27 protein-coding genes are annotated in these 24,915 nt (G+C 71.8%); 12 read left to right on the top strand and 15 right to left on the bottom strand.

Annotation, left to right across the window (positions count from 1 at the left end):
• The first annotated feature begins 46 nt into the window (after nt 1-46).
• Nucleotides 47-490, top strand: coding sequence for an enoyl-CoA hydratase-related protein (locus MOTC310_RS30485; RefSeq protein WP_331304475.1), 444 nt, complete (start codon nt 47-49; stop codon nt 488-490).
• 913 nt (nt 491-1,403) lie between these two features.
• Here MOTC310_RS30485 and MOTC310_RS30475 read toward each other — a convergent pair.
• On the bottom strand, nt 1,404-2,369 hold the full coding sequence (locus MOTC310_RS30475) for a LysR family transcriptional regulator (protein ID WP_331294864.1): 966 nt from the start codon (nt 2,367-2,369) through the stop codon (nt 1,404-1,406).
• A gap of 95 nt (nt 2,370-2,464) precedes the next feature.
• Here MOTC310_RS30475 and MOTC310_RS30470 point away from each other — a divergent pair, with 95 nt between their 5' ends.
• The 3 genes from MOTC310_RS30470 (at nt 2,465) to MOTC310_RS30460 (ending at nt 5,856) form a co-directional block, all read left to right on the top strand.
• Entirely contained in the window at nt 2,465-3,646 is a 1,182-nt protein-coding gene (locus tag MOTC310_RS30470; protein WP_331304474.1) for a DSD1 family PLP-dependent enzyme, read from the top strand.
• A gap of 263 nt (nt 3,647-3,909) precedes the next feature.
• Complete coding sequence (locus tag MOTC310_RS30465; RefSeq protein WP_331294866.1) at nt 3,910-4,548, top strand: HAD-IA family hydrolase; 639 nt, start codon at nt 3,910-3,912, stop codon at nt 4,546-4,548.
• Between the two features lie 168 nt (nt 4,549-4,716).
• Entirely contained in the window at nt 4,717-5,856 is a 1,140-nt protein-coding gene (locus MOTC310_RS30460; protein WP_331304473.1) for a hypothetical protein, read from the top strand.
• A gap of 38 nt (nt 5,857-5,894) precedes the next feature.
• On the opposite strand, the gene MOTC310_RS30455 is transcribed toward MOTC310_RS30460, so the two are convergent.
• A complete protein-coding gene (locus MOTC310_RS30455; protein ID WP_331292097.1) occupies nt 5,895-6,524 on the bottom strand; it encodes a flavin reductase family protein in 630 nt (209 codons plus the stop codon).
• Between the two features lie 11 nt (nt 6,525-6,535).
• The gene (locus tag MOTC310_RS30450; RefSeq protein ID WP_331304472.1) at nt 6,536-7,099 is read right to left on the bottom strand and encodes a nitroreductase family protein; all 564 of its coding nucleotides are present in this window, start codon (nt 7,097-7,099) and stop codon (nt 6,536-6,538) included.
• A gap of 153 nt (nt 7,100-7,252) precedes the next feature.
• Between MOTC310_RS30450 and MOTC310_RS30445 the strand changes: the two genes are divergently transcribed.
• Nucleotides 7,253-8,170 carry a hypothetical protein gene (locus MOTC310_RS30445; protein ID WP_331304471.1) on the top strand — a complete coding sequence of 306 codons (918 nt, stop codon included), beginning with the start codon at nt 7,253-7,255 and terminating at the stop codon, nt 8,168-8,170.
• A gap of 45 nt (nt 8,171-8,215) precedes the next feature.
• Here the strand turns inward: MOTC310_RS30445 and MOTC310_RS30440 are convergent, their stop codons facing one another.
• Complete coding sequence (locus tag MOTC310_RS30440; RefSeq protein WP_331304470.1) at nt 8,216-9,103, bottom strand: DMT family transporter; 888 nt, start codon at nt 9,101-9,103, stop codon at nt 8,216-8,218.
• A gap of 280 nt (nt 9,104-9,383) precedes the next feature.
• Here MOTC310_RS30440 and MOTC310_RS30435 point away from each other — a divergent pair, with 280 nt between their 5' ends.
• Nucleotides 9,384-9,782, top strand: coding sequence for a PRC-barrel domain-containing protein (locus MOTC310_RS30435; RefSeq protein WP_331304469.1), 399 nt, complete (start codon nt 9,384-9,386; stop codon nt 9,780-9,782).
• A gap of 83 nt (nt 9,783-9,865) precedes the next feature.
• Here MOTC310_RS30435 and MOTC310_RS30430 read toward each other — a convergent pair whose 3' ends face one another.
• Nucleotides 9,866-10,108 carry a hypothetical protein gene (locus MOTC310_RS30430; protein WP_331304468.1) on the bottom strand — a complete coding sequence of 81 codons (243 nt, stop codon included), beginning with the start codon at nt 10,106-10,108 and terminating at the stop codon, nt 9,866-9,868.
• Nucleotides 10,109-10,398: 290 nt separating this feature from the next.
• Between MOTC310_RS30430 and MOTC310_RS30425 the strand changes: the two genes are divergently transcribed.
• Nucleotides 10,399-10,893 carry an HD domain-containing protein gene (locus tag MOTC310_RS30425; protein ID WP_331304467.1) on the top strand — a complete coding sequence of 165 codons (495 nt, stop codon included), beginning with the start codon at nt 10,399-10,401 and terminating at the stop codon, nt 10,891-10,893.
• Here the strand turns inward: MOTC310_RS30425 and MOTC310_RS30420 are convergent.
• Nucleotides 10,830-11,897, bottom strand: a complete 1,068-nt coding sequence (locus MOTC310_RS30420) for an alpha/beta hydrolase (RefSeq protein ID WP_331304466.1) — start codon at nt 11,895-11,897, stop codon at nt 10,830-10,832. The genes MOTC310_RS30425 and MOTC310_RS30420 overlap by 64 nt on opposite strands.
• 224 nt (nt 11,898-12,121) lie before the next feature.
• Here MOTC310_RS30420 and MOTC310_RS30415 point away from each other — a divergent pair, with 224 nt between their 5' ends.
• The 5 genes from MOTC310_RS30415 to MOTC310_RS30395 all read left to right on the top strand — a co-directional run bounded on the left by MOTC310_RS30415 (nt 12,122) and on the right by MOTC310_RS30395 (nt 15,238).
• Nucleotides 12,122-12,349 (top strand): hypothetical protein, encoded by a 228-nt coding sequence (locus MOTC310_RS30415; protein ID WP_331292103.1) that lies wholly within the window; start codon nt 12,122-12,124, stop codon nt 12,347-12,349.
• 516 nt (nt 12,350-12,865) lie between these two features.
• Nucleotides 12,866-13,270 (top strand): DUF2231 domain-containing protein, encoded by a 405-nt coding sequence (locus tag MOTC310_RS30410; RefSeq protein WP_419539155.1) that lies wholly within the window; start codon nt 12,866-12,868, stop codon nt 13,268-13,270.
• Nucleotides 13,267-14,607 (top strand): PQQ-dependent sugar dehydrogenase, encoded by a 1,341-nt coding sequence (locus MOTC310_RS30405; RefSeq protein ID WP_331304465.1) that lies wholly within the window; start codon nt 13,267-13,269, stop codon nt 14,605-14,607. The genes MOTC310_RS30410 and MOTC310_RS30405 overlap by 4 nt, the downstream gene beginning before the upstream one ends.
• A gap of 45 nt (nt 14,608-14,652) precedes the next feature.
• Nucleotides 14,653-14,859 carry a hypothetical protein gene (locus tag MOTC310_RS30400; protein WP_331304464.1) on the top strand — a complete coding sequence of 69 codons (207 nt, stop codon included), beginning with the start codon at nt 14,653-14,655 and terminating at the stop codon, nt 14,857-14,859.
• Nucleotides 14,860-14,980: 121 nt separating this feature from the next.
• Nucleotides 14,981-15,238, top strand: coding sequence for a hypothetical protein (locus MOTC310_RS30395; protein ID WP_331292107.1), 258 nt, complete (start codon nt 14,981-14,983; stop codon nt 15,236-15,238).
• Nucleotides 15,239-15,534: 296 nt separating this feature from the next.
• Here the strand turns inward: MOTC310_RS30395 and MOTC310_RS30390 are convergent, their stop codons facing one another.
• The 9 genes from MOTC310_RS30390 to MOTC310_RS30350 form a co-directional block, all read right to left on the bottom strand.
• Entirely contained in the window at nt 15,535-15,723 is a 189-nt protein-coding gene (locus MOTC310_RS30390; RefSeq protein WP_331304463.1) for a hypothetical protein, read from the bottom strand.
• 344 nt (nt 15,724-16,067) lie between these two features.
• Nucleotides 16,068-17,756 (bottom strand): methyl-accepting chemotaxis protein, encoded by a 1,689-nt coding sequence (locus tag MOTC310_RS30385; protein WP_331304462.1) that lies wholly within the window; start codon nt 17,754-17,756, stop codon nt 16,068-16,070.
• A 276-nt stretch (nt 17,757-18,032) separates the two neighbouring features.
• The gene (locus tag MOTC310_RS30380) at nt 18,033-18,530 is read right to left on the bottom strand and encodes a DUF3617 domain-containing protein (RefSeq protein ID WP_331304461.1); all 498 of its coding nucleotides are present in this window, start codon (nt 18,528-18,530) and stop codon (nt 18,033-18,035) included.
• Nucleotides 18,531-18,741: 211 nt separating this feature from the next.
• The gene (locus tag MOTC310_RS30375; RefSeq protein WP_331304460.1) at nt 18,742-20,010 is read right to left on the bottom strand and encodes an MSMEG_0569 family flavin-dependent oxidoreductase; all 1,269 of its coding nucleotides are present in this window, start codon (nt 20,008-20,010) and stop codon (nt 18,742-18,744) included.
• Nucleotides 20,011-20,048: 38 nt separating this feature from the next.
• A complete protein-coding gene (locus MOTC310_RS30370; RefSeq protein ID WP_331304459.1) occupies nt 20,049-21,218 on the bottom strand; it encodes an MSMEG_0565 family glycosyltransferase in 1,170 nt (389 codons plus the stop codon).
• Nucleotides 21,215-22,210 carry a sll0787 family AIR synthase-like protein gene (locus MOTC310_RS30365; RefSeq protein ID WP_331304458.1) on the bottom strand — a complete coding sequence of 332 codons (996 nt, stop codon included), beginning with the start codon at nt 22,208-22,210 and terminating at the stop codon, nt 21,215-21,217. Before MOTC310_RS30365 ends, MOTC310_RS30370 begins: the two co-directional genes overlap by 4 nt.
• On the bottom strand, nt 22,207-22,749 hold the full coding sequence (locus tag MOTC310_RS30360) for an MSMEG_0567/Sll0786 family nitrogen starvation N-acetyltransferase (protein ID WP_419539977.1): 543 nt from the start codon (nt 22,747-22,749) through the stop codon (nt 22,207-22,209). Before MOTC310_RS30360 ends, MOTC310_RS30365 begins: the two co-directional genes overlap by 4 nt.
• A complete protein-coding gene (locus MOTC310_RS30355; RefSeq protein ID WP_331304457.1) occupies nt 22,749-23,849 on the bottom strand; it encodes an MSMEG_0568 family radical SAM protein in 1,101 nt (366 codons plus the stop codon). The genes MOTC310_RS30360 and MOTC310_RS30355 overlap by 1 nt, the downstream gene beginning before the upstream one ends.
• The gene (locus MOTC310_RS30350) at nt 23,803-24,870 is read right to left on the bottom strand and encodes a Nit6803 family nitrilase (RefSeq protein WP_331304456.1); all 1,068 of its coding nucleotides are present in this window, start codon (nt 24,868-24,870) and stop codon (nt 23,803-23,805) included. The genes MOTC310_RS30355 and MOTC310_RS30350 overlap by 47 nt, the downstream gene beginning before the upstream one ends.
• Between the last annotated feature and the right edge of the window lie 45 nt (nt 24,871-24,915).

Raw genomic sequence — 24,915 nt, 5'->3', positions numbered from 1 at the left:
TTCAGGAAGTCTGGTTAAGACGCCGTGCCGAGGCCGCGGCTACCTTGTGTACGAAGAGCTGGCTGCCGGGCTCGCCCGCATCGAGGCCGACCCGGCGATCCGCGTCGCTATCCTGCGCGGGACTGGTGGTAAGGCCTTCGCCGGTACCGACATCGAGCAGTTCGTGGGCTTCTCCGGGGATGACGGAGTGGCCTACGAGGCGCAGATTGATACCTGTGTCGCCGAGCTGAAACGCGTGCGTGTCCCGACGATCGCTCTCGTCGAGGGGCTCGGGCGGTCGGGGGCGGTCTTGCGATGGCCAATGCCTGCGATCTGCGCATCGCCGCGGCCGGAGCGCGGTTTGGCGTTCCGATCGCCCGGACCCTCGGCAACAGCCTGTCGACCGCTTTGGGGAAGCACCGACGCTCGTTGGGGGCGGCTGGGTTGGGTCGAGTACAGGCTCTCAGCCTGTGAGCGCAGGCGGTCGAGGCGATGCAGTTTCGGGCTGTAGAGCGTCAGCACTAGCAGGACGCAGTGGTAGAGGCTTTCCGTTACCTGATGCAGCAGGAACGCGGCCTGCCGGCTGTGCCCATCGTCCATGGCGCGTTTGGCCAGATCGAAGAAGACGGCCGCATTCGGAAACCAGTGCTCGAAGTGCCGCGGCGCCTCGGCTTGGCGCTCCTCCGCAGTGAGCGGCTTCGGCGTGGCCAGCGGGAACCCCTCCGCCTCGTACAGCACCATCCCATCCCGGGCGATGTCGGCGAAGAACGGCTGGCCTCGCGCGAGCCGGTCGTACACGTCCTGGTAGCTGTGCACGATGACGTTGATCGCTCGTCGAGAGCGCTGAATCCAGCGCGGGGAGGATCGCCGGGCTTCCACGATTCTGCTGACGACCACGTTTCACGTAGCCCGGTTTGGCGCTGAGCCACTCGCGCGGCTTGTTGCTTCCAGGCGTCGCGCTCGGCCTGCAGCGCCTCGATCCGGGCGTGGAGTTGCCCGGCATCGATAGCGGTCTCCATCACCAGCTCCCGAGCGGTGGCGAGCTGCTGGCGCAGCTCGGCATTCTCCGTGGCCAGGGCGAGGAGCAGGGCCGGCAGGTCGTCGCTCCTGGCATCGCTCATCGCGCCGCTCCGGAATCGGGAGCGGCACGTCTATCCGAGCCGTGCAGCCCTGTCGACGCGGGCTTGCCGACCGCCGGATCCGTACGGCCACGCGGGACTGGCCGGCGGGATGCCGGTGAGCCGCCGGTGGGGCGATGGTGGCCGGCGTTCGTCAGACCGTCCGGCTTCAGACCCTCAGCGCATGGCTCGGGCCGTGCCACGACCCGCGCGGATTCTGGGACGGTCGCTGCGGTCGAGGTCGCCCGCTGCCCTCCGGCAGCCTCTGGAGGGTTGGCTTATCCTCGGATCTAACGGGGTTAGAACCTAGCCCGGCCTCAGCGGCCCGGGATCCCGGGCGACGCCGTCCGGATCGCGGGGGGCACGCCACGGGAGCGGGTCGAACGAGCGCCGGAGCGCCTCGAGGAACCGCTCCGTCCTGGCCGCGCGCGACCGCCGTTCCGAGCCGAGCAGGGCGACGACGGGCGCAGACGGCAAGGCGTAGCCCTCGAGCAGGCGCGTCAGCCGCCCCGCGCGCAGGTCGTCCGCGACATCCCATTCCGAACGGACGATCACGCCGAGACCGGCGAGCGCCCAGCCCCGCACCACGTCGCCGTCATTGCTGACCAAGCCCGCGTCCACGCGGACCCGCTCCTCGGCGCCGTCCACCGCGCGGAAGCGCCAGAGCGTCACGTCCTCGTCGTTCTCGCGCAGCGCGATGCAGGTGTGATCCCGCAGTTCGGCCGGCCTTCGCGGAGCCGGATGCCGGGTCAGGTAGGCGGGCGAAGCGCAGAGGATCCGTTCGTTCGGCGCGAGGGCGCGCACGGTCAGGCTCGGCGTCGCCTCCCTGATCTCACCGACGTGGATCGCGAGGTCCCAGGTCTCGGACGGGATGCGGCCCAGACGGTCCGAGAGCAGCAGGTCGATCCGCACGCCCGGATGCCGCGTCCGGAACGCCGCCACGACCGGCGCCACGTGGCGGCGCCCGAAGCCGAGCGGCGCGACGATGCGCAGATGTCCGGTCACCGCGCCGACGCGCTCGGCCAGCGCGTCGTTGAGATCATCGAAGGCGCCGAGGAGGTCGCGGCCGCGCTCGGCCAGCAATTCCCCCTCGTCGGTCAGCGTGAGGCCGCGGCCGGACCGGTCCACCAGATGGACCCGTAGCCGGGTCTCGAGGCCGCGCAGCCTCTGTGTCACCGCGGGCGGGGACACGTTCAGGCTGCGCGCCGCGGCGGCCAGGGACGGGCTGGCCGCCACCGCGACGAAGAAGCGGAGATCGTCGGTGTCGAGCATTAAGGCGGACCTTAATCCAGAATGCCGAATAGCTTAATGGCGTCGTCCGGCCCGCCGTGATTTGTCACGCGGCAGCGAGCCAGGGAGGCGCGGACATGCCGGGCACAGGATCCGAAACGAAGTCGCCGTCGAGGAACCCCGACCAGGCGTCGATTCCGCTGCCGACGCCGTGTCTCCTCCTTGACGAGGCGCGTCTGCGCGCGAACCTCGCCGGGATGCGGGCGCATCTGGACCGGTTGGGCGTCACCTTCCGGCCGCACCTGAAGACGGCGAAGTCGATCGACGTCGCCCGCCTGGCGATGACCGGCCCGGCCGGCCCCGCGATGGTCTCGACTCTGCGCGAGGCCGAGTACTTCGCCGAGGGCGGGGTGCGGGACATGATCTACGGCGTCGGCATCGCCCCGCAGAAGCTCGACCGCGTCGGCGCGATCCGGCGGCGCTGGGGCGCGGACCTCGCCGTGGTGCTCGACTCGATCGAGCAGGCGGACGCGGTCGCCGCCTGGGCCGCGCGGACCGGCGACCGTCTGCCGGTCCTGATCGAGGTCGACGCCGACGGGCATCGCTCCGGCGTGAAGCCGGCCGATGCGGCGCTGCTGGAAGCGATCGGCCGCGCGCTCGGCACGGGGGCGGACCTGCGCGGCGTGCTGCTCCATGCCGGCGACAGCTACGGCCTCAGCGATCCCGAGGATCTCGCCGCGGCGGCGGAGTGCGAGCGCGCGGCGGCGGTCACGGCGGCCACCATCCTGCGCGAGGCCGGTCTGCCGTGCCCGGTGGTGAGCGTCGGCTCGACCCCGACCGCGCGCTACGCCCGGAACCTCGCCGGCATCACCGAAGTCCGTGCCGGCGTGTTCATGTTCGGCGACCTGTTCCAGGCCGGCGTCGGCTCCGTCGCGATCGACGACATCGCGCTCAGCGTGCTGGCCACCGTGATCGGATACCGCCGCGACAAGGGCTGGATCATCACCGATGCCGGCTGGATGGCGCTGTCGCGCGATCGGGGGACGGCGCGGCAGGCGGTCGATCAAGGCTACGGTGTAGTCTGCGACCGCGCCGGCCGCCCGTATCCGGACCTGATCGTCGCCGACGCCAACCAGGAGCACGGCATCCTCGCCCTGCGCCCGGGCTCCGGCGCCGCCCTCCCCGACCTGGCCATCGGCGCCCAGGTGCGCATCCTGCCGAACCACGCCTGCGCCACGGCTGCCCAATACGACGGCTATCACGTCCTCGGTGCCGACGGGCGTGTCGCCGCCGTCTGGCCGCGGATCAATGGCTGGTAGGCGGCACAGGCCGTGACGTCGCGTCCGGCGACTCTCGACCCCCGGGCTCCGGAGCCGGCCCCGCGTACCGTGCAGGCGACCGCGTGGCGCGGTCCCGCCCGCGCTACGTGCGGCGCGGGCCGCCCGCACGGGCCGACGCTCGGTCCGGGAAGCGCGGCGATGCTGCCGGATCGCCGCGGCCACCCAAGGCGCCCGAGGACACGCCCGCGCGGCCCGCGGCCTCGCGACGGATGACACCGCCCGACGCGGCAGGAGAACCCATCATGACACCCCACCGGTTCGACGCCGTCCTGTTCGATCTGCTGACCGCCCTGCTCGACAGCTGGTCCCTGTGGGACTCGGTCGCCGGCAGCGAGGCGGCGGGCCGCCGGTGGCGGGCCGAGTACCTGCGGATCACCTACCGGACGGGGGTGTACCGGCCCTACGAGGACCTCGTCGCCGAAGCCGCGGCGGCGGTGGGCATGCCGCGCCGCCTCGCGGCAGACCTCGAGGACCGCTACGGCGAGCTCCGGCCCTGGCCCGGCGTGACGGAGACCCTGCAGACGCTCGCGGCGCGATCCGTGCGGCTCGGCGTCGTGACCAACTGTTCCGAACGTCTGGGCCGCATCGCCGCCGGTTGCGTGGGGGTCGAGCTCCAGGCCGTCGTCACCGCGGAGCGCGCCGGTTTCTACAAGCCCGATCCGCGTCCCTACCGGCTGGGACTGCAGGCCCTCGGGGTCGAGCCTTCGCGCTGCCTGTTCGTCGCGGGCTCGGCCTACGACCTCGTGGGGACGGCGCGGGTGGGGCTGGCGACGTACTGGCATGACAGGGTGGGCATGGCCGCCCCGGACGGTGTGTCGCCGCCGCTGGCGCACGCCACCACCCTGGACCCGCTGCGCGCCTGGTTCGATCCGAGCGCGTGAGCCGACGCCCGCAGTTCGCGGGTGCGCCGAGAGCGGTCTCGAGGCGAGGACGGGGCAGCGGGCCGGCAGAGGGCGCCCGCTGACGCGCTGAGGGCGGCCTGACGGGTCGCCGCGCGTCCGAGGCGCGAGCTTTGCCTTTCGACCGCTGCCCGGTCCATGTAGCCGCCCATGATCCGCCTCATCCCCAGCCTGCCCGCGGCCTACGTCATCGCGCGGGTGGTGTGGCCCCTGGCAGAGCCGCTCGCGCTCAGGCTCGGCCTCGCCGCGATCCTCCTGGTCGCCTCCCAGTACCACCTGTGGAGCCGCCTCTCCTCCGGATCGGTCTTCGCGCCGGAATTCCCGCGGCCGGTCGTGATCCTGTTCAACTGGGCCTTCGGCGCGATCGCGCTGGCGGCGGTCATGCAGCTCGCCCTCGACCTGATCGCCCTGACCTCCCTGGCTCTGCCCGGAGGCGGCTGGGCGCTGGTCCGTCTGGAACAGGCTGCGCAGGTCGGAGGTCCCGCCGAACGCGGTCGCCGCGCTGGCGTAGGCCGAGACGGCCTGCGGCGCGGCGGCACCGACCTGGCGCAGGCCGGTCAGGTCGGTGGCGGCGGCGCCCTGGGCCGCCGCCGAGAGGCTGGCGTAGAGTTCGGCGGCGCTCCGCGGCCGGCCGGCACGGTCGTAGAACAGCGCCCGGTTGGCGCCGGCCGCCTCCGGCAGGTCGAGGGCGGCGGCGCGCTCAGGGAAGGCGCGGGCCGTCGAGATCAGGGCGGCCGCGCCCTTCGCGCCCAGCACGTGCGCCGCGTAGAGATCGCCCGCGGTCGGCTCGCGGCCGAGGGCACTGGTGAGGGCGTCGGCGTTCTGCTGGGTCAGGGCACCGGCCAGCGTCGCGGAGATCTTGGGATCGCGGCGCAGGTCGAGGATCGCCTGCCGCTGCCCCGCGTCCGGGACCGTGTAGGTGCCGTCCGGCTGCCGGGTGATGGCGTCGGCCTGGGCCTGGAGGCCGAGCCGCGGCCCGGCATTCTTCATCACGCCGAGCCAGGTCTGCTCGATGAACTGGAACAGGCCGGTCGCCGAGGAGGTCCCGGCCTTGGCGGCGGGATCGAGGGCGGATTCGCGCCGCGCCGTGGCGAGGAGATAGTCGAAGCCGACGCCGCTCGCCGTCGCCCCGTCGCGGATGGCCTGGACCACCGGTCCGGAGGCGGGCGTGCCGGACAGCGCCCGCGCCTGGGGCGGCGGGCCTTCCGGTGGGCTCGACGGCGTGGTGAACAGGAACATCCGGGCGGGCACGGTGCTGGAGACCGCCCGAACCTGCGCGCGCTATGGTAAATAAGTCCTCAATCGGCTGCGCGGCGCCGGATCCTGTTTCAGGATCCGGTGAACTCTCCCGCGCCCTTCGGCCGGCGCATCTGGAACCGCGTGTCGGCGGTCGCGTGGAAGTAGTCGAAGTATCCGCCGCGCATGATCGGGTGCATCGCCGCCGTATCGACCATGCCGTCCGTCACGAAGCGCTCGTCGACGTAGATCGACACCACCTGCCCGATCACCAGGAAGTTCTCCGCCTCGCCGCCCCCGAGGGGCACCAGCGGCACGGTCTGGAGCCAGCGGCACTCCAGCGCCGCCGGCGAGGCGGCGACACGCGGCGGCCGCACCTTCTGCGAGGGGGCAGTCTCCAGGTTCGCGAAGGCGAACTCGCTCGTCCCGCGCGGCAGCGGCGCCGAGGAATCGTTCATCCCGTCGCGCAGGTCCCAGGTGGCGAGGCTGCAGACGAATTCCCGGCCCTCCTCGGCGAAGGTCATCGCGTCCTTCCGACCCGAGGAGGAGAAGGCGACCATGTTGTCGGCCACGGCGTTGAAGAACGAGTAGGGCGCGAGGTTGAGCGCGCCCGCGCGGCTCATGGCGCTGATCCAGCCGATCGGCCGCGGGGCGACGATGGCCTTGAGCGGATTGTGCGGGAGGGCGCGCGACTCGCGCGGCAGGTCGAGATCGTAGTGCACGGCCGGTCCCTTCAGAGGTAGGTGACGATCTCGTCGAGCGCCGGCCGCGGCCGGTCGGAGGGCACCTCGCGCGCCCGGCCGATATGGACGAAGCCCGCGAGCTTCTCGGTGGGGGCCAGGCCCAGCGAGTCCAGGACGCGGCGGTCGTAGGCGAACCATTCGGTCAGCCACGACGTCGCGAAACCGGCGGCGTTGGCGGCAATCACGAGGTTCATGGTGGCGGCGCCGGCGGACAGCACCTGCTCCCATTCCGGGATCTTGACGTGCGGCCCCGCCCGCGAGACCACCGCCACGACGACTGGCGCGTGGGTGAGGCGGGCGCGTTCTTGGGCGAGCCGCTCGGGCGCGGCGTCGGGATTGTCGGCCGCGAAGGTCGCCGCGATGACCTCTCCGACCCGTTCACGGGCCTCACCGGCGACGACGATGAAGCGCCAGGGCGCCAGCTTGCCGTGGTCGGGCACCCGCGAGGCGGCGGCCAGGATGGTGTCCAGTTGCGCCCGGTCCGGCCCGGGCTCGTCCAGCAGCGCCGGCGGCACCGAGCGGCGGGTCTTCAGGAGATCGAGGGTGGCGGTCATGCGCTCCGTCCCGGTATCGCGTCGCGACGGGGATGTGGCATGCGCGGGCCGCCGGTGGAAGAGCGGCCTTGTCGCCGCCATGGTCGGGAGTCAGAGGCAGCCACGGACGAACCGGTGTCTCGACCGGAGCGAAGGGTAGAGAAGGGCTGACCGATGCGCATGAGGCTTGCCGCGACCGCGCTGGCGATGCTCGCCGCCGGCCCGCCGCCCGCATTCGCGCAACAGGACCCGTTTCAGAACCGGCTCGGCGGCGCCCTTCCCTCGCCGTCAATCACCACCCCGAACCTGCCGCCCTCCCTGCCACCCGCCGAGCCGGAGGCACAGCTGTCCCTGTCGGCGCTCCTGTCCGGGCCGGGCACGGCGCTGCGCCAGGGGCTCGCGTGGCGGATCTACGAGGACCGCGGCGACGGCACACGCCCGTTGATCGTCGCCCGCTCGACCGAGGCCGAGCCGCACTTCACCCTCGCGCCGGGCGCCTACGTGGCGACCGTGACCTACGGCTTCGCCAGCGCCTCGAAGCGGATCGTGATGGGCGGGCAGCCGACGACCGACACGCTCCGGGTCGCGGCCGGCGCGCTGAAGCTCGCCGGCGCCGTGGGCGATCAGAAGATCCCGCCCGCCCAGGTCACGTTCTCGGTCTTCGTCCCGGTGGGGACCAATTCCGAGGGACGGCTCGTGCGGTCGGACATCAAGACCGGCGAGCTGCTGCGCCTGCCGGAGGGCACCTATCACGTGGTCTCCACCTACGGTGAGTCGAACGCGATCCAGCGCGCGGATCTGCGCGTCGAGAACGGCAAGGTCACGGAGGCGACGCTCAACCACCGTGCCGCCACGGTGACCCTGAAGCTCGTCGCCGCGCCCGGCGCCGAGGCCTTCGCGGGCACCGCCTTCTCGGTCCTGACCCCCGGCGGCGACACGATCCGCGAGGCGATCGGCGCGTTCCCGCAGGTGACCCTCGCGGAGGGCGACTACGTGCTGATCGCCCGCCACGACGGGCAGGTCTACACCCGGGAGTTCAAGGTCGAGAGCGGGCTCGACCGCGACATCGAGGTTGTGGCCAAGTCCGGCTGATGATGTCCGGCTCACGGAGTCGGGCCAGCGGGGCCCGACCCGTCCTCAGGCGAGGCGCCGCGCCAGGGCCACGCAGGTCGCCACCGCCAGGGCGGCGCCGATCATCGCCGGCTCGATCCGCTCGCCGAGGATCAGCGCGGCGACCCCGAGGCCCAGGAAGGGCTGCAGCAGCTGGAGCTGGCCGATCGACGCGATGCCGCCGCGCGCCAGGGCCCGGTACCAGAACACGAAACCGATCAGCATGCTGAACAGGGCGACGTAGCCGAGACCCGCCCAGGCCGGCAGCGGGATCGCGGTCAGCTCGGCCGGCCGGAGGGCCAGGGCGAGGGGCAGGCTCACCGGCAGCGACAGGACGGTGGCCCAGGCGATGACCTGCCAGCCCCCCAGCCTGCGCGCCAGGACGCCGCCCTCCGCGTAGCCGAGACCGCAGAGCAGGATCGCGGCCAGCATGAACGCGTCGCCGGGACCGGGCGGACCGTCGAGCCCGCGCGCGGCGAAGCCGACCGTGACCAGCGCCCCGGTGAGCGAGAGCAGCCAGAACATCGCCGACGGTCGTTCGCCCGAGCGCAGCGCGCCGAACAGGGCCGTCGCGAGGGGCAGCAGGCCCACGAAGACGGTTCCGTGCGCGGCGCCGACCGTGCGCAGAGCCAGGGCGGTGAGCAGCGGAAACCCGACGACGACGCCCGCGGCCACGATGGCGAGCGCCGGAAGGTCGGTCCGGCGGGGGCGCGCTTGGCGGAGCGCCAGGAGGGCGGCCGCGCCGGCCGCGCCCGCGAGCGCCGCCCGGGCCGCGCTGAGGAACAGCGCGTCCATGCCGGTCAGCGCGAGGCGCGTCGCCACGAGAGACGCGCTGAAGATCGTGACGCCGATGAGGCCGTCCACCCAGGCGCCGGTCGCCGGCCCGGTCCGCGTCTCGATCAATCCACCCGCCACGGATATCTCCCTCCACAAGTCCGGGGGGACGGACATGCCGCGCCGATGCGTCTTCAACCAGGAACGATCAGGGCGAGACCGGGCAATCTGTCCCGGTCCGACTTCGATACAGTTGGCCGCGGGGCCGCCGTCGCCAACATGTCCGCCGCGCCGAGGGCCCTGTGCGCAGTCACTGCGCACAGGTTCCATGTTCTGCGCATTAACATTTCCGTGTCGTCGCGGAACGATGCGACGGAAGCGGTCATTTCCGACCACCCATTCCGGGACACTGGAGAACAGTATGCGCCGCCTCGTCCTCGCCGCCTTCGCCGCCGCCGCCCTCGCCGGGCCCGCCCTCGCCGCCAACGAGGCGCCCCAGACGGTCGCGCCCAAGTTCGAGACCGTGCCGCAGGACGCGGTGCTCAGCTACAACCTGATCGGCCTCAACGTCACCGACGCGCAGAACAACACGGTCGGCGAGATCAAGGACCTGGTGATCGATCACGAGAAGCTCGCCGGATACATCGTCTCCGTGGGCGGCTTCCTGGGCATGGGCGAGCACTACGTCGCGGTCTCGCCGAGCTCGATCGCGCTCGGCTACGACGCCAACGCCAAGAAGTGGAAGGCCATCATCGGCGCCAGCAAGGACCAGCTGAAGTCGGCGCCCGAGTTCAAGTACGACGGCAAGTTCAAGCGCTGAGGCGCACCGCCGCGCCGCGGCTGGGCGAGCGCCCGGCCGACCGGGCGGTCCCGCGGCCTCGGCGTCGCGGGACCGCGTCGTGCCTAGACGCGGGCGTCGAGCGCCTGACGCGCCAGACGGGCGACGAGCGCCTCCCGCTTGGCCTGACGCAGCACGATCCGCGCCGCGGCCCGCGCATTGGACGCGCGCAGCTCCGCCCGTGGGCCTCCGTCGCGCAGGGCCCGCCAGGCCAGGGCGCGGAACCATCGGACATTGGCCAGCGCCGCCGCCCGGCGGCTCAGCGGCCCGCCGACATCCAGCGGCTTCTCGAGTGTCCCGGACGTCATTGTTTCGATCCTGAAGCGCGACCCGCCGCTTGTCCGATTACGAGACAAGAGATGGCGAATCCTCGGGAGTTGGGCAATAGTGTTGCCAACCTGAACTTTTGAACGGTGGGCGAAGACTGCGCATCCACGAAATGCGGTAGAGTCGTTCGGCCGAAGCGTGCATTGCCACGGCGCGAAGCGGTCGCTGCGGCCGGTGGCCGGGCGGGAACGGCGCGGCGCAGGACCGACTTCCCGGAGCGGGAGACCGGCGCGACGCCGTTCCGAGCCGGTCGATCCCAGGAGCCGGAAGCGTGCCGACGATCTTCGATGCCCATACCTTCGCCCTCACCGCGCATGCGGGTCAGCTCGACAAGGGCGGCGAGCCGTGCATGCGGCACTTGGAACGCGTCGCGAACGCCGCGCAGGCCCGGGCCGGTCACGCCCGACTCATCGACGGGCTCGAGATCGACCCGATGCGAGTCATGCAGGCCGCGCTCCTGCACGATGTGCTGGAGGACACGCCGCGCACGGCGGCGGACCTGCGTGCCGCCGGCTTCGAGGCCGACATTGTCGAGACGGTCACGCTTCTCACGAAGCCCGTGAGCCGGACGGCCTATTCCGAGCGGATCTCGGCCCTGATCGCCGCCGGCAACCTCGCGGCGCTGCTGATCAAGATGTCCGATACCGAGGACAATCTCTGTCCGACGCGGATTCCACCGAACGCCGCGTTCCTGCGCGAGCGCTACGCCACCGCGTTCGAGCGCCTGAAGGCGGCCGCCGCGGCCTCCGGGTACACCGGCCGCTGAGCGCTGACATCGGGCGCACCGACGCAGTCCCGGATGAAGGCACCGGCTTGGTCGAGGGCGCGGGCCGCTTCCGGGATCGGCGCCCCGACGAAGACGTGGCACTGCTCGGGATGGAGGTACAGCGCGGCCGTCCGCCCCGCTCGCGCCAAGCCTTCGCGGAGCCGCAGGGAATCCGGGTGAAGGAGGTCCCGCGTGCCGGTGACGATCGCCACCGGTGGAAGGCCCTCGAGGGAACCGAACAGCGGGCTGATCCGCGGATCCGCCGGCGGCGTTCCGGTCGCCCAGAGGCGAGCGGCCTCGCGGCAGCCGGGCACGGCCAGCATCGGATCCCGCGGCGCGATGGCCTGCACGCTGGGATCCGAGAACGTCAGATCGAGCGCGGGCGAGAACAGCAGCAATCCCGCGGGGAGCGTCTCACCCCGTGCGCGCAGCCGCTGTGCGATCCCGAGCGACAGGCCCCCTCCTGCCGAGTCGCCCGCGAGGATCAGCCGGTCGCGCGGGGACTCGCCGATCGAACTCAGGAGGTGCTCGAGGAACGCGTAGGTTCGGCGCCACGAGTTCTCGGGCGCCAGCGGGTATCGCGGAAGGATCACCCGAGCACCGGTGCGCGCGATCAGCGCGTCGATGATCCGCCAATGCGCGGCGAGGACATCGAACACCCAGGCGCCGCCGTGCAGGTAGAGGATCGTGACGCCCGAGGATCTGTCGCGCGGGCTGACGGTGATGACCTCAGTGCCGTCCAGCATCTCGGCTCGAACGCAGCGCTTGCGACGCAGCCACACGGACGGTCGTGCGGGTTCGATCCGCCGGTGCCGGGCAATCTGGCGCCGCAACCCCTGAGCGTCGCGCGCCTTCCGCTTCATGCCGCTCAGCGGCAGCGCCACGTCGTTCACCAGTTTGGCACGGACGCTGACCCCGGAGGTCTTCGCCCACACGGCGAGGCCGAGGGCGGCGATCGTGAGGGCTCCCGCCGTCAGCGCAGCGGGGCGCGACCAGCCATCCACCGAGACTATCCTCCGAGTCGAACGTGCCGATTCAATGGGGCGCGGATCGGCCTGTTCCCGCGCCGGCCGAGGCCGGATCCGGCAGGAACACCACCGGACCCGCCGGGTTGGCCAGACATCGCCGCCCCGGGCCGCGCCTCGCGAAGCCTGGACGCGACGGCCAGCGCGGCGGGCACGCCGCCCGCCGCCCCGCGCGAACGGCCCCGCGCATCAGCAGGATCGATATGAGCACATCGAAGAAAACCCCCGCCGCCGACCGCCATCACGGCGGTCCGGGCAGCAGCCATCAGGATAGCTCGAAGCCGCACGTCTCGGCCGAGCGCGGGCCCGCTCCGGGCAGCCCGACCAACGACTCGAAATCGCACGTCTCGGGCGGCGGCGGCGAGCGGGATAGCCACCACACCCACAGCACCGAAGGTCGAGCACCGGATCGCGCGGACCGCTCGCACTGACGCCGCAGCGGCAAACGCACGGCCTTCCGGGATCCCGGGAGGCCGGCCGCATCCTCCGTGCCGCCGCCCGACTGTATCGCGGTCGTGGCCGACCGTCCGGGATCAGGACCGGGTGTGCGAGAGCCCTGGGACGGTGAGGAGCCGCCGCGTCGTCCAGCGTTCCAGGCGGCTGTCTCGCCGGGGCGGCTGCGAGGCCACTTCGGGTACCCCTTGCCGCCCACCACCCTGGGGTCGGTCGGCGGGCGGGCTCTCCGGCGACGCGGGATAGAGGTGTTTCGCGTCCAGCATGCAGCATACCTCGTCGCCCCCGACAGACGGTCAACCGAGGTCGAACGCGGCGGATCCGAACAACCGCGCAGAAACGATCCGGCCCGCGCGGCGGCCGAAGCCGGGAACATTCGCACGGGCGGCCGGTAAATCCTGGGTCGCCTGCCCGCTTCGCCCGCCGAGGATACCGGCTTGAGCCCGAAGACCCCCCAATCGACGGCCCGCATCGCCGGTCATCCGATCCACGTGATGCTGGTCCCAATCCCGGTCGTGTGCTTCGTCGGGACACTGGTGACCGATATCGCCTACTGGTTCACGGCCAACATGCAATGGGCGAACTTCTCGGCCTGGCTCCTCAGCGTTGGGCTGATTGTCTCGGCCCTGGCCGCGGTGGCGGGTCTGGTCGATTTCTTCGGCGACCGCGGCATCCGTCGCCTCCGTCCGGCCTGGATCCACGCGGCCGGCAACGCGGCGGTGCTCGTCCTGAGCCTGATCAACGTCTTCGTGCATAGCCGCGACGCCTACACGTCGGTCGTGCCGACCGGGCTGATCCTGTCGGCAAGCGTCGTGCTGATCCTGCTGGTGACCGGCTGGTGCGGCGCCACGCTGGTGCACCGTCACGGGGTCGGCGTCCGGACCGAGGAGCCGGCATGATGCGCCGGACACCGTTCCTCACCGCCGGCCTTCTGCTGCCACTCGCCGCCTGCGGCCCAGATCCTATCGACCCGCAGACCCAGGTCGGGCCCAACCCGCCGCTCCCGGCGCTGCATCAGTACCTCCTGCCACCGATGCATGTCTCCGGCGCGATCGGCTGGAAGGACGGCGAGACGCCCGAGGTCGCGCCCGGCCTGCAGGTGAAGGCCCTCGCCACGGACCTGAAGAATCCGCGCTCGCTCCTCGTCCTGCCGAACGGCGATGTCCTGGTGGCCGAGAGCGGCGGCCCGACGCCGCCGATCAACCGGCCCAAGGAGATCATCATGGGCTGGCTCGAGCGGAAGTCCCACTCCGCGGAGACCCCGGGCCAGCGCATCACCCTGCTGCGGGACGCCGACGGCGACGGCGTCGCCGAGCAGCGCACCGTGCTCCTCGACAAGCAGAATGCGCCCTTCGGCATGGTGCTGATCGGCGGCGACCTCTACGTCGCGGAGACCGACGCGGTCGTGCGCTATCCCTACAAGGCTGGCGACACCGCCATCACGGAGCCGGGCGTGAAGCTCGCGGACCTGCCGGCGGGCCGCATCAATCACCACTGGACGAAGAGCCTGACCGCGAGCCCGGACGGCTCCAAGCTCTATGTCGGCGTCGGATCGAACAGCAACATCACGGAGAACGGCCTCGACGAGGAGAAGGACCGCGCCGCGATCTGGGAGATCGACCGGGCGACCGGCGCGCACCGGCTCTACGCCACCGGGCTGCGCAACCCCAACGGCCTGACCTTCGAGCCGCAGACCAGAACCCTGTGGTGCGTGGTCAACGAGCGGGACGAGCTCGGGCCCGACCTCGTACCCGACTACATGACCTCGGTGAAGGATGGCGGCTTCTACGGCTGGCCCTACAGCTACTGGGGCGACCATGTCGATCCACGGGTGATGCCTCAGCGGCCGGATCGGGTCGCCGCGGCGCTCATGCCCGACTACTCCCTGAGCTCGCACGTGGCGCCGCTGGGGATGACCTTCTCCAGCGGCGCGGGTCTGCCGCAGGCCTACCGCGGCGGCGCCTTCGTGGGCGAGCACGGCAGCTGGAACCGGCAGCCCCTGAACGGCTACAAGGTCGTCTACATCCCCTTCGAGAACGGACGGCCGAGCGGCAAGGCGCGGGACGTCGTGACCGGCTTCCTCACGGAAGACGGGCACGCCCGCGGCCGGCCGGTGGGTATGGCGATGGACGGCCAGGGCGCGCTGCTCATCGCTGACGATGCCGGCAGCGCGGTATGGCGCGTCACCGGCACCGCCTCGCAGACGCGGGCCGGGCCGTCCCCGATCATCCGCTGACCCGGTTCCGGGCCGGGGAACGCCAGTGCCAGAGGAGAAGCGCCGATGACGCCGTCGACCCGTTCACCTGCCGCGATCAGCGACGAGGGTCGTCACGCCCGCGACCGCGGCGATCCGGTCACCGCGAACCCGTATCCGGCGGATTCGGACGAATGGGCGATCTGGGATCGCGGCTACCGGACGCCCGACGAGCAGGCGCGCGCCGCCACCCCGGCGGCGGTGCGGGCGGACGCGCCACCGGAGTCGTCCTGATCCGGGGCCCGCGTAAACCTGACGAATGTCGCGGCCGGAACAGGCGAGATGGCGTGGGGTTGCCTCGAAGACCGGTAACGGCTCCGCGAGCCCGATTGCCGGACCCATAGGGAGATCCGCCATGAAGCTCATGAGTCTCGCCGTCGCCGGCCTCCTCGCGGCCGCCATCCCCGCAACGGCCGCCGAGAACGTCGGCGGCGCGACCAGCCGGTCGGGCACGGCCAACAGCACCGGTCCCAACGATGCGGGATCCGGCTCCACGCCGGGCGCCGCCGGAAGCGGCCCGTCGACCGGCTCGATGAGCCGCTCCGGCACGACGAACAGCACCGGCCCGAACGATGCCGGATCCGGCTCCAAGCCGGCGGCCGGCAGCCGCTGACCGGACAGGTTGGATCCGCGGGCGGCGCGGGCAATGGGTAGCCCGGCCAGGTGTTCGGCCAAAGGCCACGCGATGGCCGCGTCGCCGACAACGCCCGGCGCGCGCCACGCGGAAGTGACATGCCGGTAGGCAGCCGTATCGCGCAGTCCGGGCTTCTGCTGCTCGGCCTCGCGGCCTGCGATGACAAGCAGGCGCAGAACAACGTGCCGACAAAACCCGGCGCCGCCAAGACGGGGCCGCGGACCGACCGATCGGCACCGGATACACAGAAGCGCTCGTCGGCCCGGGCGTCGCAGTTACGCCCGGGCCGACGATGCGCGGATCTCGGGCGAGCCGGAAGTCGGGCTCGCGGGCTGATCGCCGGACGGATCCGCGATCAGGGGCACGGCGGCGCCGAAACCGAGGGCGGCCTCGACGAGGATGTCGTCGAGCGCGTCGGCGAACCACACGGCGCCGTCGACGAAGGAAGTCAGGATTCGATTCATCGGCCACCTCCCCACGCAACCCGGGCCGCCGCCGCTGGACGGCGGCGGCCCGGGTTGCGGTCTTGGTCCGGTTCACACCCGCCGTTTCAGACGAAGTGCATCGGGAGGGCGCGGTCCAGGATCTCGGCATAGGTGCCGGCGAGGACCGCGAGGGTGGCGGCGGCAACGGCCGTGGCGACTGTGAAGCGGCCAGCGAGGGTCATTGAAGTCTCCATCAGGTCCGCAACTGTGTTCGCGGTATGACCCTGATGTAAGCCCAAGCTTTCCCCGCCGAGGTGTCGCGGCACACCCCGGCGATGGACGATCGATCGCTAGCCCGATCGGGCGCCGCGCGTGTCGCCGCGTCAGGCGGCACGCACGGTGGCGAGGAAGCGTCCGACCTCGGCGGACAGGTGCTCGGACTGGCGCGACAGCTCCGAGGCGGCGCCCAGAACCTGGCTCGCCGCCGCCCCGGTCTCTTCGGCGGCGCCGGCCACGCCGGCGATGTTGCTCGTCACCTCGCCGGTGCCCTGCGCGGCCTGGGTGACGTTGCGGACGATCTCCTGCGTCGCCGCACCCTGTTCCTCGACGGCGGCCGCGATCGAGGTGGCGACGCTGTTGATCTCGCGGATGCGGCCCGTGATCGTCCCGATCGCTGAGACCGCCTGCCCGGTCACGCCCTGGATCCGACCGATCTGGGTCGAGATCTCTCCGGTTGCCCGGGCGGTCTGCTCCGCCAGTGCTTTCACCTCGGAGGCGACCACCGCGAAGCCCCGTCCCGCCGCACCCGCGCGGGCGGCCTCGATTGTGGCGTTGAGCGCCAGGAGGTTGGTCTGACCGGCGATCGAGGAGATCAGGCCCACCACGTCGCCGATCTTGGCGACGGCGCTGCTGAGTTCCTGCACCAGGGCGCCGGTCTCGTCGGCCTCGCCGGCGGCCGAGCGGGCCAGTTCGGCCGAGCCCTGAACCTGACGGCCGATTTCCTGGACCGAGGCCCCGAGCTCCTCGGCCGCTGCCGCGACGGTGCTGACGTTCGACGCGGCCTCCTCGGCGGCGGCCGCGACCGCGCCCGACTGCGCCGAGGTCTGGCCCGCCATGGCCGACATGGAGCCGGCGGTGGCCTGCAGTTCCGTCGCGGAGGCGGAGACCTGTCCGACGATGCCCCCGACCGCGGCCTCGAAGCTGTCGGCCATCTGGCGCATGCCGATCCGGCGCTGCTCCTCGGCGGCGAGGCGCGCCTCGGCGGTCTCGGCCTCCAGCGCCTTCATCTGGATGAGCCCCTGCTTGAACACCGCGACGGCCGACGCGATGGTTCCGATCTCGGTCTTCTGACCCTGATACGGGATCTCGGCCGAGAGGTCGCCGGCGATCAGCGCCTGCATCGGCTGCACCACCGAGGCGATGCCGCGGGTGACGCCCAGGACGATGATCACGCCCGACAGCACCGAGACGGCCAAGGCGAGACCGATGGCGACAAGGCTTGCGGTCCAGGTCTCGTTGAAGATCGCGGTGCTCTGCGCCTGTGCGGCATCGGCGCCGGCGTTGTTGAGGGCGATCAGCTTTTCCAGCGCCTTGGAGGCGGCGCGGCGGGGGATCAGGCCCTTCGTCTCGTAGAGCTGATAGGCCTCGGCCTTGTTTCCCGCCCGCGACAGGTCGACGACGGCGTCGCGCACCGCCTTGAACGTCTGCGATTCCTGATTGAATGCTTCGAACAGAGTCCGCTCCTCGGGCGAGCTGAGGAGGCCCTTGTAGACGGCAATCCGGTCGGCCAGCTTCCGATCGAAGCTGTCCATGTCCTTCTCGATGCTGGCGAGCAGCGCCGGATCGGTCGCCTGCGTGTGCCTGAGGAGGAGCCCGCTGCTGCGGGCGGTGAGCGTGTCGATCTCGCCAAGCGCGCGGATGCTCGGCATCCAGTTCGTATCGATTTCGACGGCCTGCTCGCGCAGCTTGCGCGTACTCATGAGCCCGAGCACGCCGAGTCCGACCACGAAGACGGTCAGAATCGAGAATGCGACCACGAGCTTTGTGCGAATGGAGACACTTTGTAGCGACACGGCGGCCTCACGGCAGCCGAATAGAACAATTCCGCGGCTGCAGACCGCACGATTAGCGAAATGTATTTAATATCCGCTAACTTGACTTGGATCCGTGGCGACGCGCCAGTTCGGACGGCCGGGCTCGCAGCCGTCGGGCGTCGGAGTCGCGCTGCGGATCCTCGTCGCGGAATCGGGCAGGTCGACAACGGTGACGCGCGCCGACTCGGCTGTGAACGGCGGCGTCGCGTGGGTGGCGCAGATGGTCGCCGATGGCCTCGCCCGCGCCCGGTGCGGCTATCGCGGCGCCGCCTGGGGCATCTTCACGATCTTGCCGTCCGGCAGGATGATGTCGCCCGGGCTCTGTCCGGTCTCGCAAGGACCGATATAGGTCGCGTCGATCACCATCTGGCGCCGCAGGGGCTCCTTGGCGTTCGGCAGGCCCGTCAGCGTCGTGTCCACTTCCATGTGGATCTTGCTGCCGAAGTCACCGGTGATCACGGTCTTGCCCGCGGCCGAGATCGGGCCGAGCTTGCACTCCGACTCGCCCTCGTAGCCGGTGCTCGTCTTGACGATGGTGCGCTTCGAGCAGTTCTGCCCGCCTCCGAACGCCGCCTGCGCGATCTGGTCGGTCTTCTCATCGATGCACTGACGCGCCGTCGTGTTGCCGTCGGTCGATGTGGTCTTGCTCTCCCACAGGCCTGCCTTGCGTGCCGGCAAGGTCTCGGCCGATGCCGCGGCGGTCATCGCCGAGAGAGCCGTGGCAAGTCCGACACCGACGATACGTGCTCGCATGGATGATCCCTGGGGTTCGCGCGGCCCGATCGCCGCGACGGCCTTCGGCTAACCGATGCGATACCGGCGAACAAGCCGGGTAGGACCAGAGTGCGGCGGCGAACACTGAGCCCACATCTCTCGCCCCCGACGATACCCTGCACAGCCGTTCCCGAAAGTCGGGACATCTGCGGCGTGTCCGGGCGCTGGCGACGCGGAGCGACGATCCGGCTCAGACCGCCCGCTTCAGACCGACTTCTCCGGCGCCGAGTCGCGTCTGGATCACCTGCACGATGTACTCGGCGTCCCGGCCAACCGCGCCGAAGCGCCCCGAGCCCCAGGTGTTCAGCCAGGCCAGGCCGATGAAGGAGATGCCGTCCTCGCTCGTGACGCCGCGCCTGTGCTTGGGCTGGCCGGCGCCGTTGAACACCGAGGCATCCAGCCACCGGAAATCCGGCGTGAAGCCGATGCACCAGACGATGCTGGTAATGCCGGATCTCGCGAGGCCGAGTTCCGTGACCGGCTCGCCCGGCTCCCAGACCGGGGCGTAGGGCGCCTGGTGCGGCGCCACGATGCCGGTCTCGGCGATGTACGTGTCGATGGCGGCGTTGATGCCGTTGTAGGTCCTGTCCGCTTGGTCGAGCGAGCGCTCGAGGTTGTCGCGGAAGCGCAGCGCGCCGTCGGCGTAGTCTTCGAGCACGCCGTAGAGCGCCATGCCCTCCACGGCGAAGCGGCGCAGGTCGATATCCCGACCACCGTCGCGCCCGGTCACGTAGTGGTTGGTGTTATCCCGGACACCGTCGCGCAGCGGATGGTCGTCGACGGTCTTCTCGTAGTAGCCCATGTCGGCCAGCCACGTGACGACGTCGCGGCCGCGGTAGAAGCGGGCGCAGCGGGGCGCGTCACCCACGGCGAGATGAACCTGCCGGCCCGCGAGATGCAGGTCTTCCGCGATCTGCGCTCCGGATTGTCCCGAGCCGACCACCAGGACCGCGCCGTCGGGCAGCTGCGCCGGATTGCGGTACTGGTTCGAGTGGATCTGGGTGATCGCGGGCGGCAGCTTCTCGGCCATGCGCGGGATGATCGGCGTGTGGTAGCCACCCGAGGCCACCACGATCTCGGCCGCGGTGTACTCGCCCTCCGAGGTCTGGACCGAGAACAGGCCGTCGTGCCGCCGCGCCACGCGCGTGACCGCCACGCCCTCGCGAATCGGCGGGTTCACCTTGGTCACGAACGCCTCGAGGTAGGCGACGATCTCGTCCTTCGTCATGAAGCCGTCCGGGTCCGGCCCGTCGTAGCGATGGCCCGGCAGGTCGCACTGCCAGTTCGGCGTGACGAGGCAGAAGGTGTCCCAGCGCTGGGTCGCCCAGGTATGCGCCGCCGTCCGCTTCTCGAAGACGAGGTGGGCGATGCCGCGCTGCTTCAAGTGGTAGCTGATCGAGAGGCCGGCCTGGCCTCCGCCGACGATGGCGACAGGAACGTGACGGGTCGTGGACGTCATGGCTCCAACTCCGTGAGGGTTCGGGAGGACGGGCTGGTTCAGGCCGGGATCGGCTCCCGCCGGGTGCAGGCCGCGTAGGCCGCCCCGTGACGCTCGGCGCAGGCGCGCCAGGTCTGAGCGGCGGCCCGCGCCAGGCCGGCGGCCCGGAGCCGGGCGCGGGTCTGCGGGACCAGGGCCGCCGCCATGGCGTCGGCGATGGCGTTCGGGTCGGCGGGATCGACGCGGAGGGCGTCCGTCGGCGCCAGATACTCGGTGAAGGGCGGCCGGTCGGAGACGATCGCGGGCGTGCCGCACGCCATGGCCTCCAGCACGCACAGGCCGAAACCCTCGGTCCAGGAGGGAAACGCCAGGAGGTCCGCGCGCCGGTAGAGCGCCGGCATCTCGGCCTGCGGGACGGGGCCCGTCTCGATGACGGCCGCGCCCAAGCCGACGGTCAGGCCCGCGGCGTCCAGGGCGGCGCGGCAGCGGGCCCGATAGGCGGCGTGATCGAGGAGCGAGGCGCCGCCGACGATGACGAGCTGCGCCTCGGGGTAGCGCGTCCGCAGCCGGGCGAAGGCTTCGATGATGCCGAGCGTGTTCTTGCGTTCCTCGAACCCGCCAACGCTCAGGACGACCGGACTCGGACCGAGCCCCCAGCGGGCCCGCACGGCCGCGTCCGCCCCGTCCGGCGCGTCGCGATAGACCGACAGGTCGACTCCGTTGCCGACGATCCCAGCCTCCGCGCCGATCGCCCCCCGGATCCAGTCGGCCCAGAGGCGGCTGACGCAGAGCAGGCGACCGGCCTCGCGGACCGCGCGGTCCTGCCAGCCCGCGAGCACCGGGTCGGCGAAGTTGTCGACGTGGTGGACGGTGCGGACGAAGTCGGGGATCCGGCGTCGGTGCTTCAGGGTCGCGAGCGCGTTGCCGCCGATCCCGTCATGGGCGTGGAAGACGTCGAAGGCGCAGGCGGCCGGACTCGCGAAATGGCGCAGGTAGTCGTGGATGCGGGTGCGCACGAGGTCGACCGTCGCGCCTCCGACCGGCTCGGCCGCCACCGACACGGTGGGGCAACCCGCCTCCCGGAAGAAGCCGCGTCCGGACGGGTCGGGGGCGTGGACCACCGCCTCGTGGCCCAGCGCGCACAGGGCCTCGGCCAGGGCGAGACAGTGGGCGACGCCGCCGCGCGGGTTCGTGGAATGGGTCAGGACGGCGATGCGCAGGGCCTTCACGGGGCGTCCCCCGCGCCGTCCCGGCCGCAGCCGATGAGCGGGCCGGCCGCGAAGTCCCAGACCACCGCCTCGGCCGCCGCCGCATCCCGCACCCGCGCGACCCGGCTCGCGTCGAGGCGCCCGATCCGGGACGCCGCGATGCCGCGCTCCGCGAAGCGCGCGATCACCGCGGGGGTGCGGTCGGGGCGCACGGTGACGAGGTAGCCGAAGCTCGGGAAGGCCGTCAGCCAGCGCGCGAGCGGGACGTCTGCGGGGCGCGGGATCGCATCCAGGTCGATGACGCCGCCGACGCCCGAGCATTCGAGCAGCATGAGGGCCGTGCCGACGGTGCCGGCCATGCTGATGTCCTTGGCGGCGCGAGCCAGGCCATCCTCGGCGAGCCCCGGCAGCAGGGCGAGGTCGCCGCGCAGCTGCGTCCCCGGCGCGCCGGTCGAGGCGTCCCAGTAGGGATGCGGCTCGCGGAACCGGCCGCGCAGGTCTATGGCGGCGACGAGGTCGTCGCCGGGGGCGGCGTCAAAGCTCGTCAGGAGGCGCGGCCCCGCCCGGCCGAGCACGGCGACCGCGAGGTTGCCGGCGGCCGCGCGGGTGTTGGTGTGGCCGCCGACGATCGGGACGCCGTAGAGCGCCGCCGCGTCGGACAGGCCGGCCAGGATCGGATCGGCCATCCCCGCATCCCGGCTCCAGAGGGCGTCGACGACGGCGAGCGGGCGACCGCCCATGGCGGCGACGTCGCTCAGGTTGACCATGATCCCGCAATAGCCGGCGAAGTACGGGTCGTCGGCCACGAAGCTGTCGAGGAAGCCCTCGATGGCCAGCAACAGGTGCCCGTCGCCGTCGGGGATCGCCGCGCAATCGTCGCCGACCGGTATCCCGGCGTGCCGGCTCGCCAGCCCGAGCCGCGCCACCACGGCGTCGATGTCGCGCTTGTGGCCGACACCGCGGGCGTCGCGGATCTGGCGGGCCAGCGCCTCGATCCCGGGGGCGGCGGTCATGCCGCCCTGCGGAAGGTGACGAGGCCGTGCTCGGGATCGTGCATCGGCGGGTAGGCCGCGAGATCCGCCTCCATCAGCCGGTGCGGCCGCCCGTGCAGGTCGAGCGCCGCGAGGCTCGTCCAGTGCAGCGATTCGAACAGCGCCACGTTGGCCGCCTGCACATGCGCGCGGAAGCGGGTGCAGCCCCTGGCATGGGCCGAGGCGACCGCGACCCGGATGAGACCGGTGCCGAGCGCGGCGGCGCTGCGGAACGGCTTGGCGACGGCGAGGCGCGAACCCCACCACTCGCCGGGCCGCTCCGGAACTTCGTGGATGCGGACGGTGCCGACCACGGCGTCGGCGTCGCCGCCGAGCGTCGAGAGGGCGCAGATCGGGATGGCGTGCGCGTCGATCGCGTCGCGGTCAACGTCGGCGAAGAGACCCTGCTCGGCGCAGAAGACTTGGCGGCGAAGGGCCGCGCAGGCGCGCCGCTCCCACGGCGCGACCGCAAATCTCACGCGGAAGTGGCTCGGCCGGTACGGGGGCACGGGGTCGAACATCAGGCCGCCCCCGCGCGCTCGTAAGTGGAGAGCGCCGAGCAGGCGCCGCAGCGCCCGCAGCCGGCCTTGATGTCGGTCGAGCGCAGGTTCGCGGCGCCCAGCAGGGCTGCGAGCGGCTGGAGGATCGCGTGCATGAAGTCCGCGCCGGGGGCCGGTTGGCTCTCCAGCGGCGTCCCGGAGATCGGCACGAACGGCACCACGAAGGGATAGACGCCCATCCCGATCAGGCGCTCGGCCATCGCCAGGACGGCCTCCGCCGCGTCGCCGAGCCCGGCGATGATGTAGGTCGAGACCTGGCCGCGCCCGAAGACCGGGACGGCCGCCGCGAAGGCGTCGAAGTAGCGCTCCAGCGGCACGCTCGCCTTGCCGGGCATGATCCGCGCCCGGATCTCGGGGGTGACGGCCTCGAGATGCATGCCGAGCGCGTCGATGCCCGAGGCCTTCATCCGCTCGAACCAGCGGTCGTCGTCGGGCGGCTCGCACTGGGCCTGGATCGGCAGGTCGACGGCGGCCTTCACCGCGAAGGCGCTCTCGCACAGGATCGCCGCGCCCCGGTCGCTGGCGTTCGGCGTGCCGGTGGTCATGACCATGTGCTTGACGCCGTCGAGCAGCACCGCGGCGCGGGCGACCTCGGCGAGCTGCTCGGGCGTCTTGCGCGCCACCGTGCGCCCGGCGGCCAGCGACTGGCCGATCGAGCAGAACTGGCAGGTCTTGGTGCGGCTCTGGTAGCGGATGCAGGTCTGCAGCACCGTGGTGGCGAGGACGTCGCGCCCGTGCAGCACGGCGATCTTGGAGTAGGGCACGCCGTCGAAGGTCGAGAGCCCGTAGAAGCGGGGCTTGCCGGGGAAGGTGGCGCGCCCGATCACGACGCCCTCGTGCTCGATCACCGCCGTCCCGTCCGCGTCCGGCCGGCGCACGAGGAAGGGGGAGTCGAAGGCGGCCTCGGTATGGACCGGCACCATCACGGTGCGGCCCGCGATGGTCATGGCCTTGTGGTCCGAGGGACCGGCACCGCCGCGGCGGCTCGGCGCGCCGGCGCGGCTGTCGGCGAGCCTAACGCCGTAGGATTGCAACGCGTTGATCAGGCGTTCCGTCGGCATCCCGATCAGGCCCGTCGGTGCGGAGGGAAGACTCGTCGGTAGCGGGCTGCTGCTCATCATCGAGGCTCCGGGGGGCGGGCTGCGAACGAAGCGGCCGGCTCACGAACGCGGCCGGATGGTCGTCGTGGAGGAGGCTGAGGAGCTCCGGGCGGGCGTAGTGGCCGACCGAGTCCATCATGCGCTTGCGCTTGGTCACCAGCGCGAGATCCATGTCGGCGATCAGGATGCCCTCGCCGGGCCCGAGCGGGTCGGCGAGGTGCTTGCCCTCGGGCGAGACGATGGCGGTGCAGTTGCCGCCCCGGCAGGCGCCGCGCAGGCGCTCGTCCGGGCAGACCTGGGCGACCTGCTCTTCGGTGAGCCAGCCGGTGGCGTTGACCACGAAACAGGCCGCCTCCAGGGCGTGGTGGCGAACCGCCACCTCCATCTGGTCGGCGAAAATCTGGCCGACCAGCGAGCCCGGGAACTGGGCGGCGTGAATCTCCTCGTGACGCGCCATCAGGGCGTAGCGGGCGAGCGGGTTGTAATGCTCCCAGCAGGCCAAGGCCCCGACGCGGCCGACTGCCGTCTCGACGACCGCGAGGCCGGCGCCGTCGCCCTGACCCCAGATCATGCGCTCGTGGTAGGTCGGGGTAATCTTGCGGCGCCTGAGCTTCAGCGCCCCGTCCGCGTCGAAGATCAGCTGCGTGTTGTAGAGCGAGCCGTGGTCGCGCTCGTTGACGCCCAGCACGATCACGGCGCCGTGGCGGCGCGCGGCGGCCGAGACGGCCTGCGTCACCGGCCCCGGCACGGCGACCGCCCGCTCGTAGAGCTTGAGGTGCTCCGCCCCCTGCAGCGCGGGCGGCAGGACGAAGGAGAAGTAGGGGTAGTAGGGTACGAAGGTCTCGGGAAAGACCATAAACCGCGCGCCCTTGGCGGCGGCCTCGTCGACGGCGTTGAGCACGCGCTCCAGGGTGCCGTCCGGCCGGTCGAGGTCCGGCGCGATCTGAACGGCGGCGGCCCGCACGATCCGGGTCCCAGGCATGGAAGATCCTCCGGCTGAGCCAGCGGCAGCGCACCCCGCGCGGCC

This window comes from Methylobacterium oryzae (assembly GCF_036441375.1).
Taxonomy (GTDB): domain Bacteria; phylum Pseudomonadota; class Alphaproteobacteria; order Rhizobiales; family Beijerinckiaceae; genus Methylobacterium; species Methylobacterium oryzae_A.
This window is presented reverse-complemented; position numbering and strand designations above follow the sequence as displayed.

What these genes read in the sequence shown, in the direction of transcription:
- MOTC310_RS30475 (WP_331294864.1), bottom strand. Translation starts at nt 2,369, where the DNA reads ATGCTCGACACCGACGATCTCCGCTTCTTCGTCGCGGTGGCGGCCAGC.
- MOTC310_RS30470 (WP_331304474.1), top strand. Translation starts at nt 2,465, where the DNA reads ATGCCGGGCACAGGATCCGAAACGAAGTCGCCGTCGAGGAACCCCGAC.
- MOTC310_RS30465 (WP_331294866.1), top strand. Translation starts at nt 3,910, where the DNA reads ATGACACCCCACCGGTTCGACGCCGTCCTGTTCGATCTGCTGACCGCC.
- MOTC310_RS30460 (WP_331304473.1), top strand. Translation starts at nt 4,717, where the DNA reads ATGATCCGCCTCATCCCCAGCCTGCCCGCGGCCTACGTCATCGCGCGG.
- MOTC310_RS30450 (WP_331304472.1), bottom strand. Translation starts at nt 7,099, where the DNA reads ATGACCGCCACCCTCGATCTCCTGAAGACCCGCCGCTCGGTGCCGCCG.
- MOTC310_RS30445 (WP_331304471.1), top strand. Translation starts at nt 7,253, where the DNA reads ATGCGCATGAGGCTTGCCGCGACCGCGCTGGCGATGCTCGCCGCCGGC.
- MOTC310_RS30435 (WP_331304469.1), top strand. Translation starts at nt 9,384, where the DNA reads ATGCGCCGCCTCGTCCTCGCCGCCTTCGCCGCCGCCGCCCTCGCCGGG.
- MOTC310_RS30430 (WP_331304468.1), bottom strand. Translation starts at nt 10,108, where the DNA reads ATGACGTCCGGGACACTCGAGAAGCCGCTGGATGTCGGCGGGCCGCTG.
- MOTC310_RS30415 (WP_331292103.1), top strand. Translation starts at nt 12,122, where the DNA reads ATGAGCACATCGAAGAAAACCCCCGCCGCCGACCGCCATCACGGCGGT.
- MOTC310_RS30410 (WP_419539155.1), top strand. Translation starts at nt 12,866, where the DNA reads ATGCTGGTCCCAATCCCGGTCGTGTGCTTCGTCGGGACACTGGTGACC.
- MOTC310_RS30405 (WP_331304465.1), top strand. Translation starts at nt 13,267, where the DNA reads ATGATGCGCCGGACACCGTTCCTCACCGCCGGCCTTCTGCTGCCACTC.
- MOTC310_RS30400 (WP_331304464.1), top strand. Translation starts at nt 14,653, where the DNA reads ATGACGCCGTCGACCCGTTCACCTGCCGCGATCAGCGACGAGGGTCGT.
- MOTC310_RS30395 (WP_331292107.1), top strand. Translation starts at nt 14,981, where the DNA reads ATGAAGCTCATGAGTCTCGCCGTCGCCGGCCTCCTCGCGGCCGCCATC.
- MOTC310_RS30390 (WP_331304463.1), bottom strand. Translation starts at nt 15,723, where the DNA reads ATGAATCGAATCCTGACTTCCTTCGTCGACGGCGCCGTGTGGTTCGCC.
- MOTC310_RS30380 (WP_331304461.1), bottom strand. Translation starts at nt 18,530, where the DNA reads ATGCGAGCACGTATCGTCGGTGTCGGACTTGCCACGGCTCTCTCGGCG.
- MOTC310_RS30375 (WP_331304460.1), bottom strand. Translation starts at nt 20,010, where the DNA reads ATGACGTCCACGACCCGTCACGTTCCTGTCGCCATCGTCGGCGGAGGC.
- MOTC310_RS30365 (WP_331304458.1), bottom strand. Translation starts at nt 22,210, where the DNA reads ATGACCGCCGCCCCCGGGATCGAGGCGCTGGCCCGCCAGATCCGCGAC.
- MOTC310_RS30360 (WP_419539977.1), bottom strand. Translation starts at nt 22,749, where the DNA reads ATGTTCGACCCCGTGCCCCCGTACCGGCCGAGCCACTTCCGCGTGAGA.
- MOTC310_RS30355 (WP_331304457.1), bottom strand. Translation starts at nt 23,849, where the DNA reads ATGCCGACGGAACGCCTGATCAACGCGTTGCAATCCTACGGCGTTAGG.
- MOTC310_RS30350 (WP_331304456.1), bottom strand. Translation starts at nt 24,870, where the DNA reads ATGCCTGGGACCCGGATCGTGCGGGCCGCCGCCGTTCAGATCGCGCCG.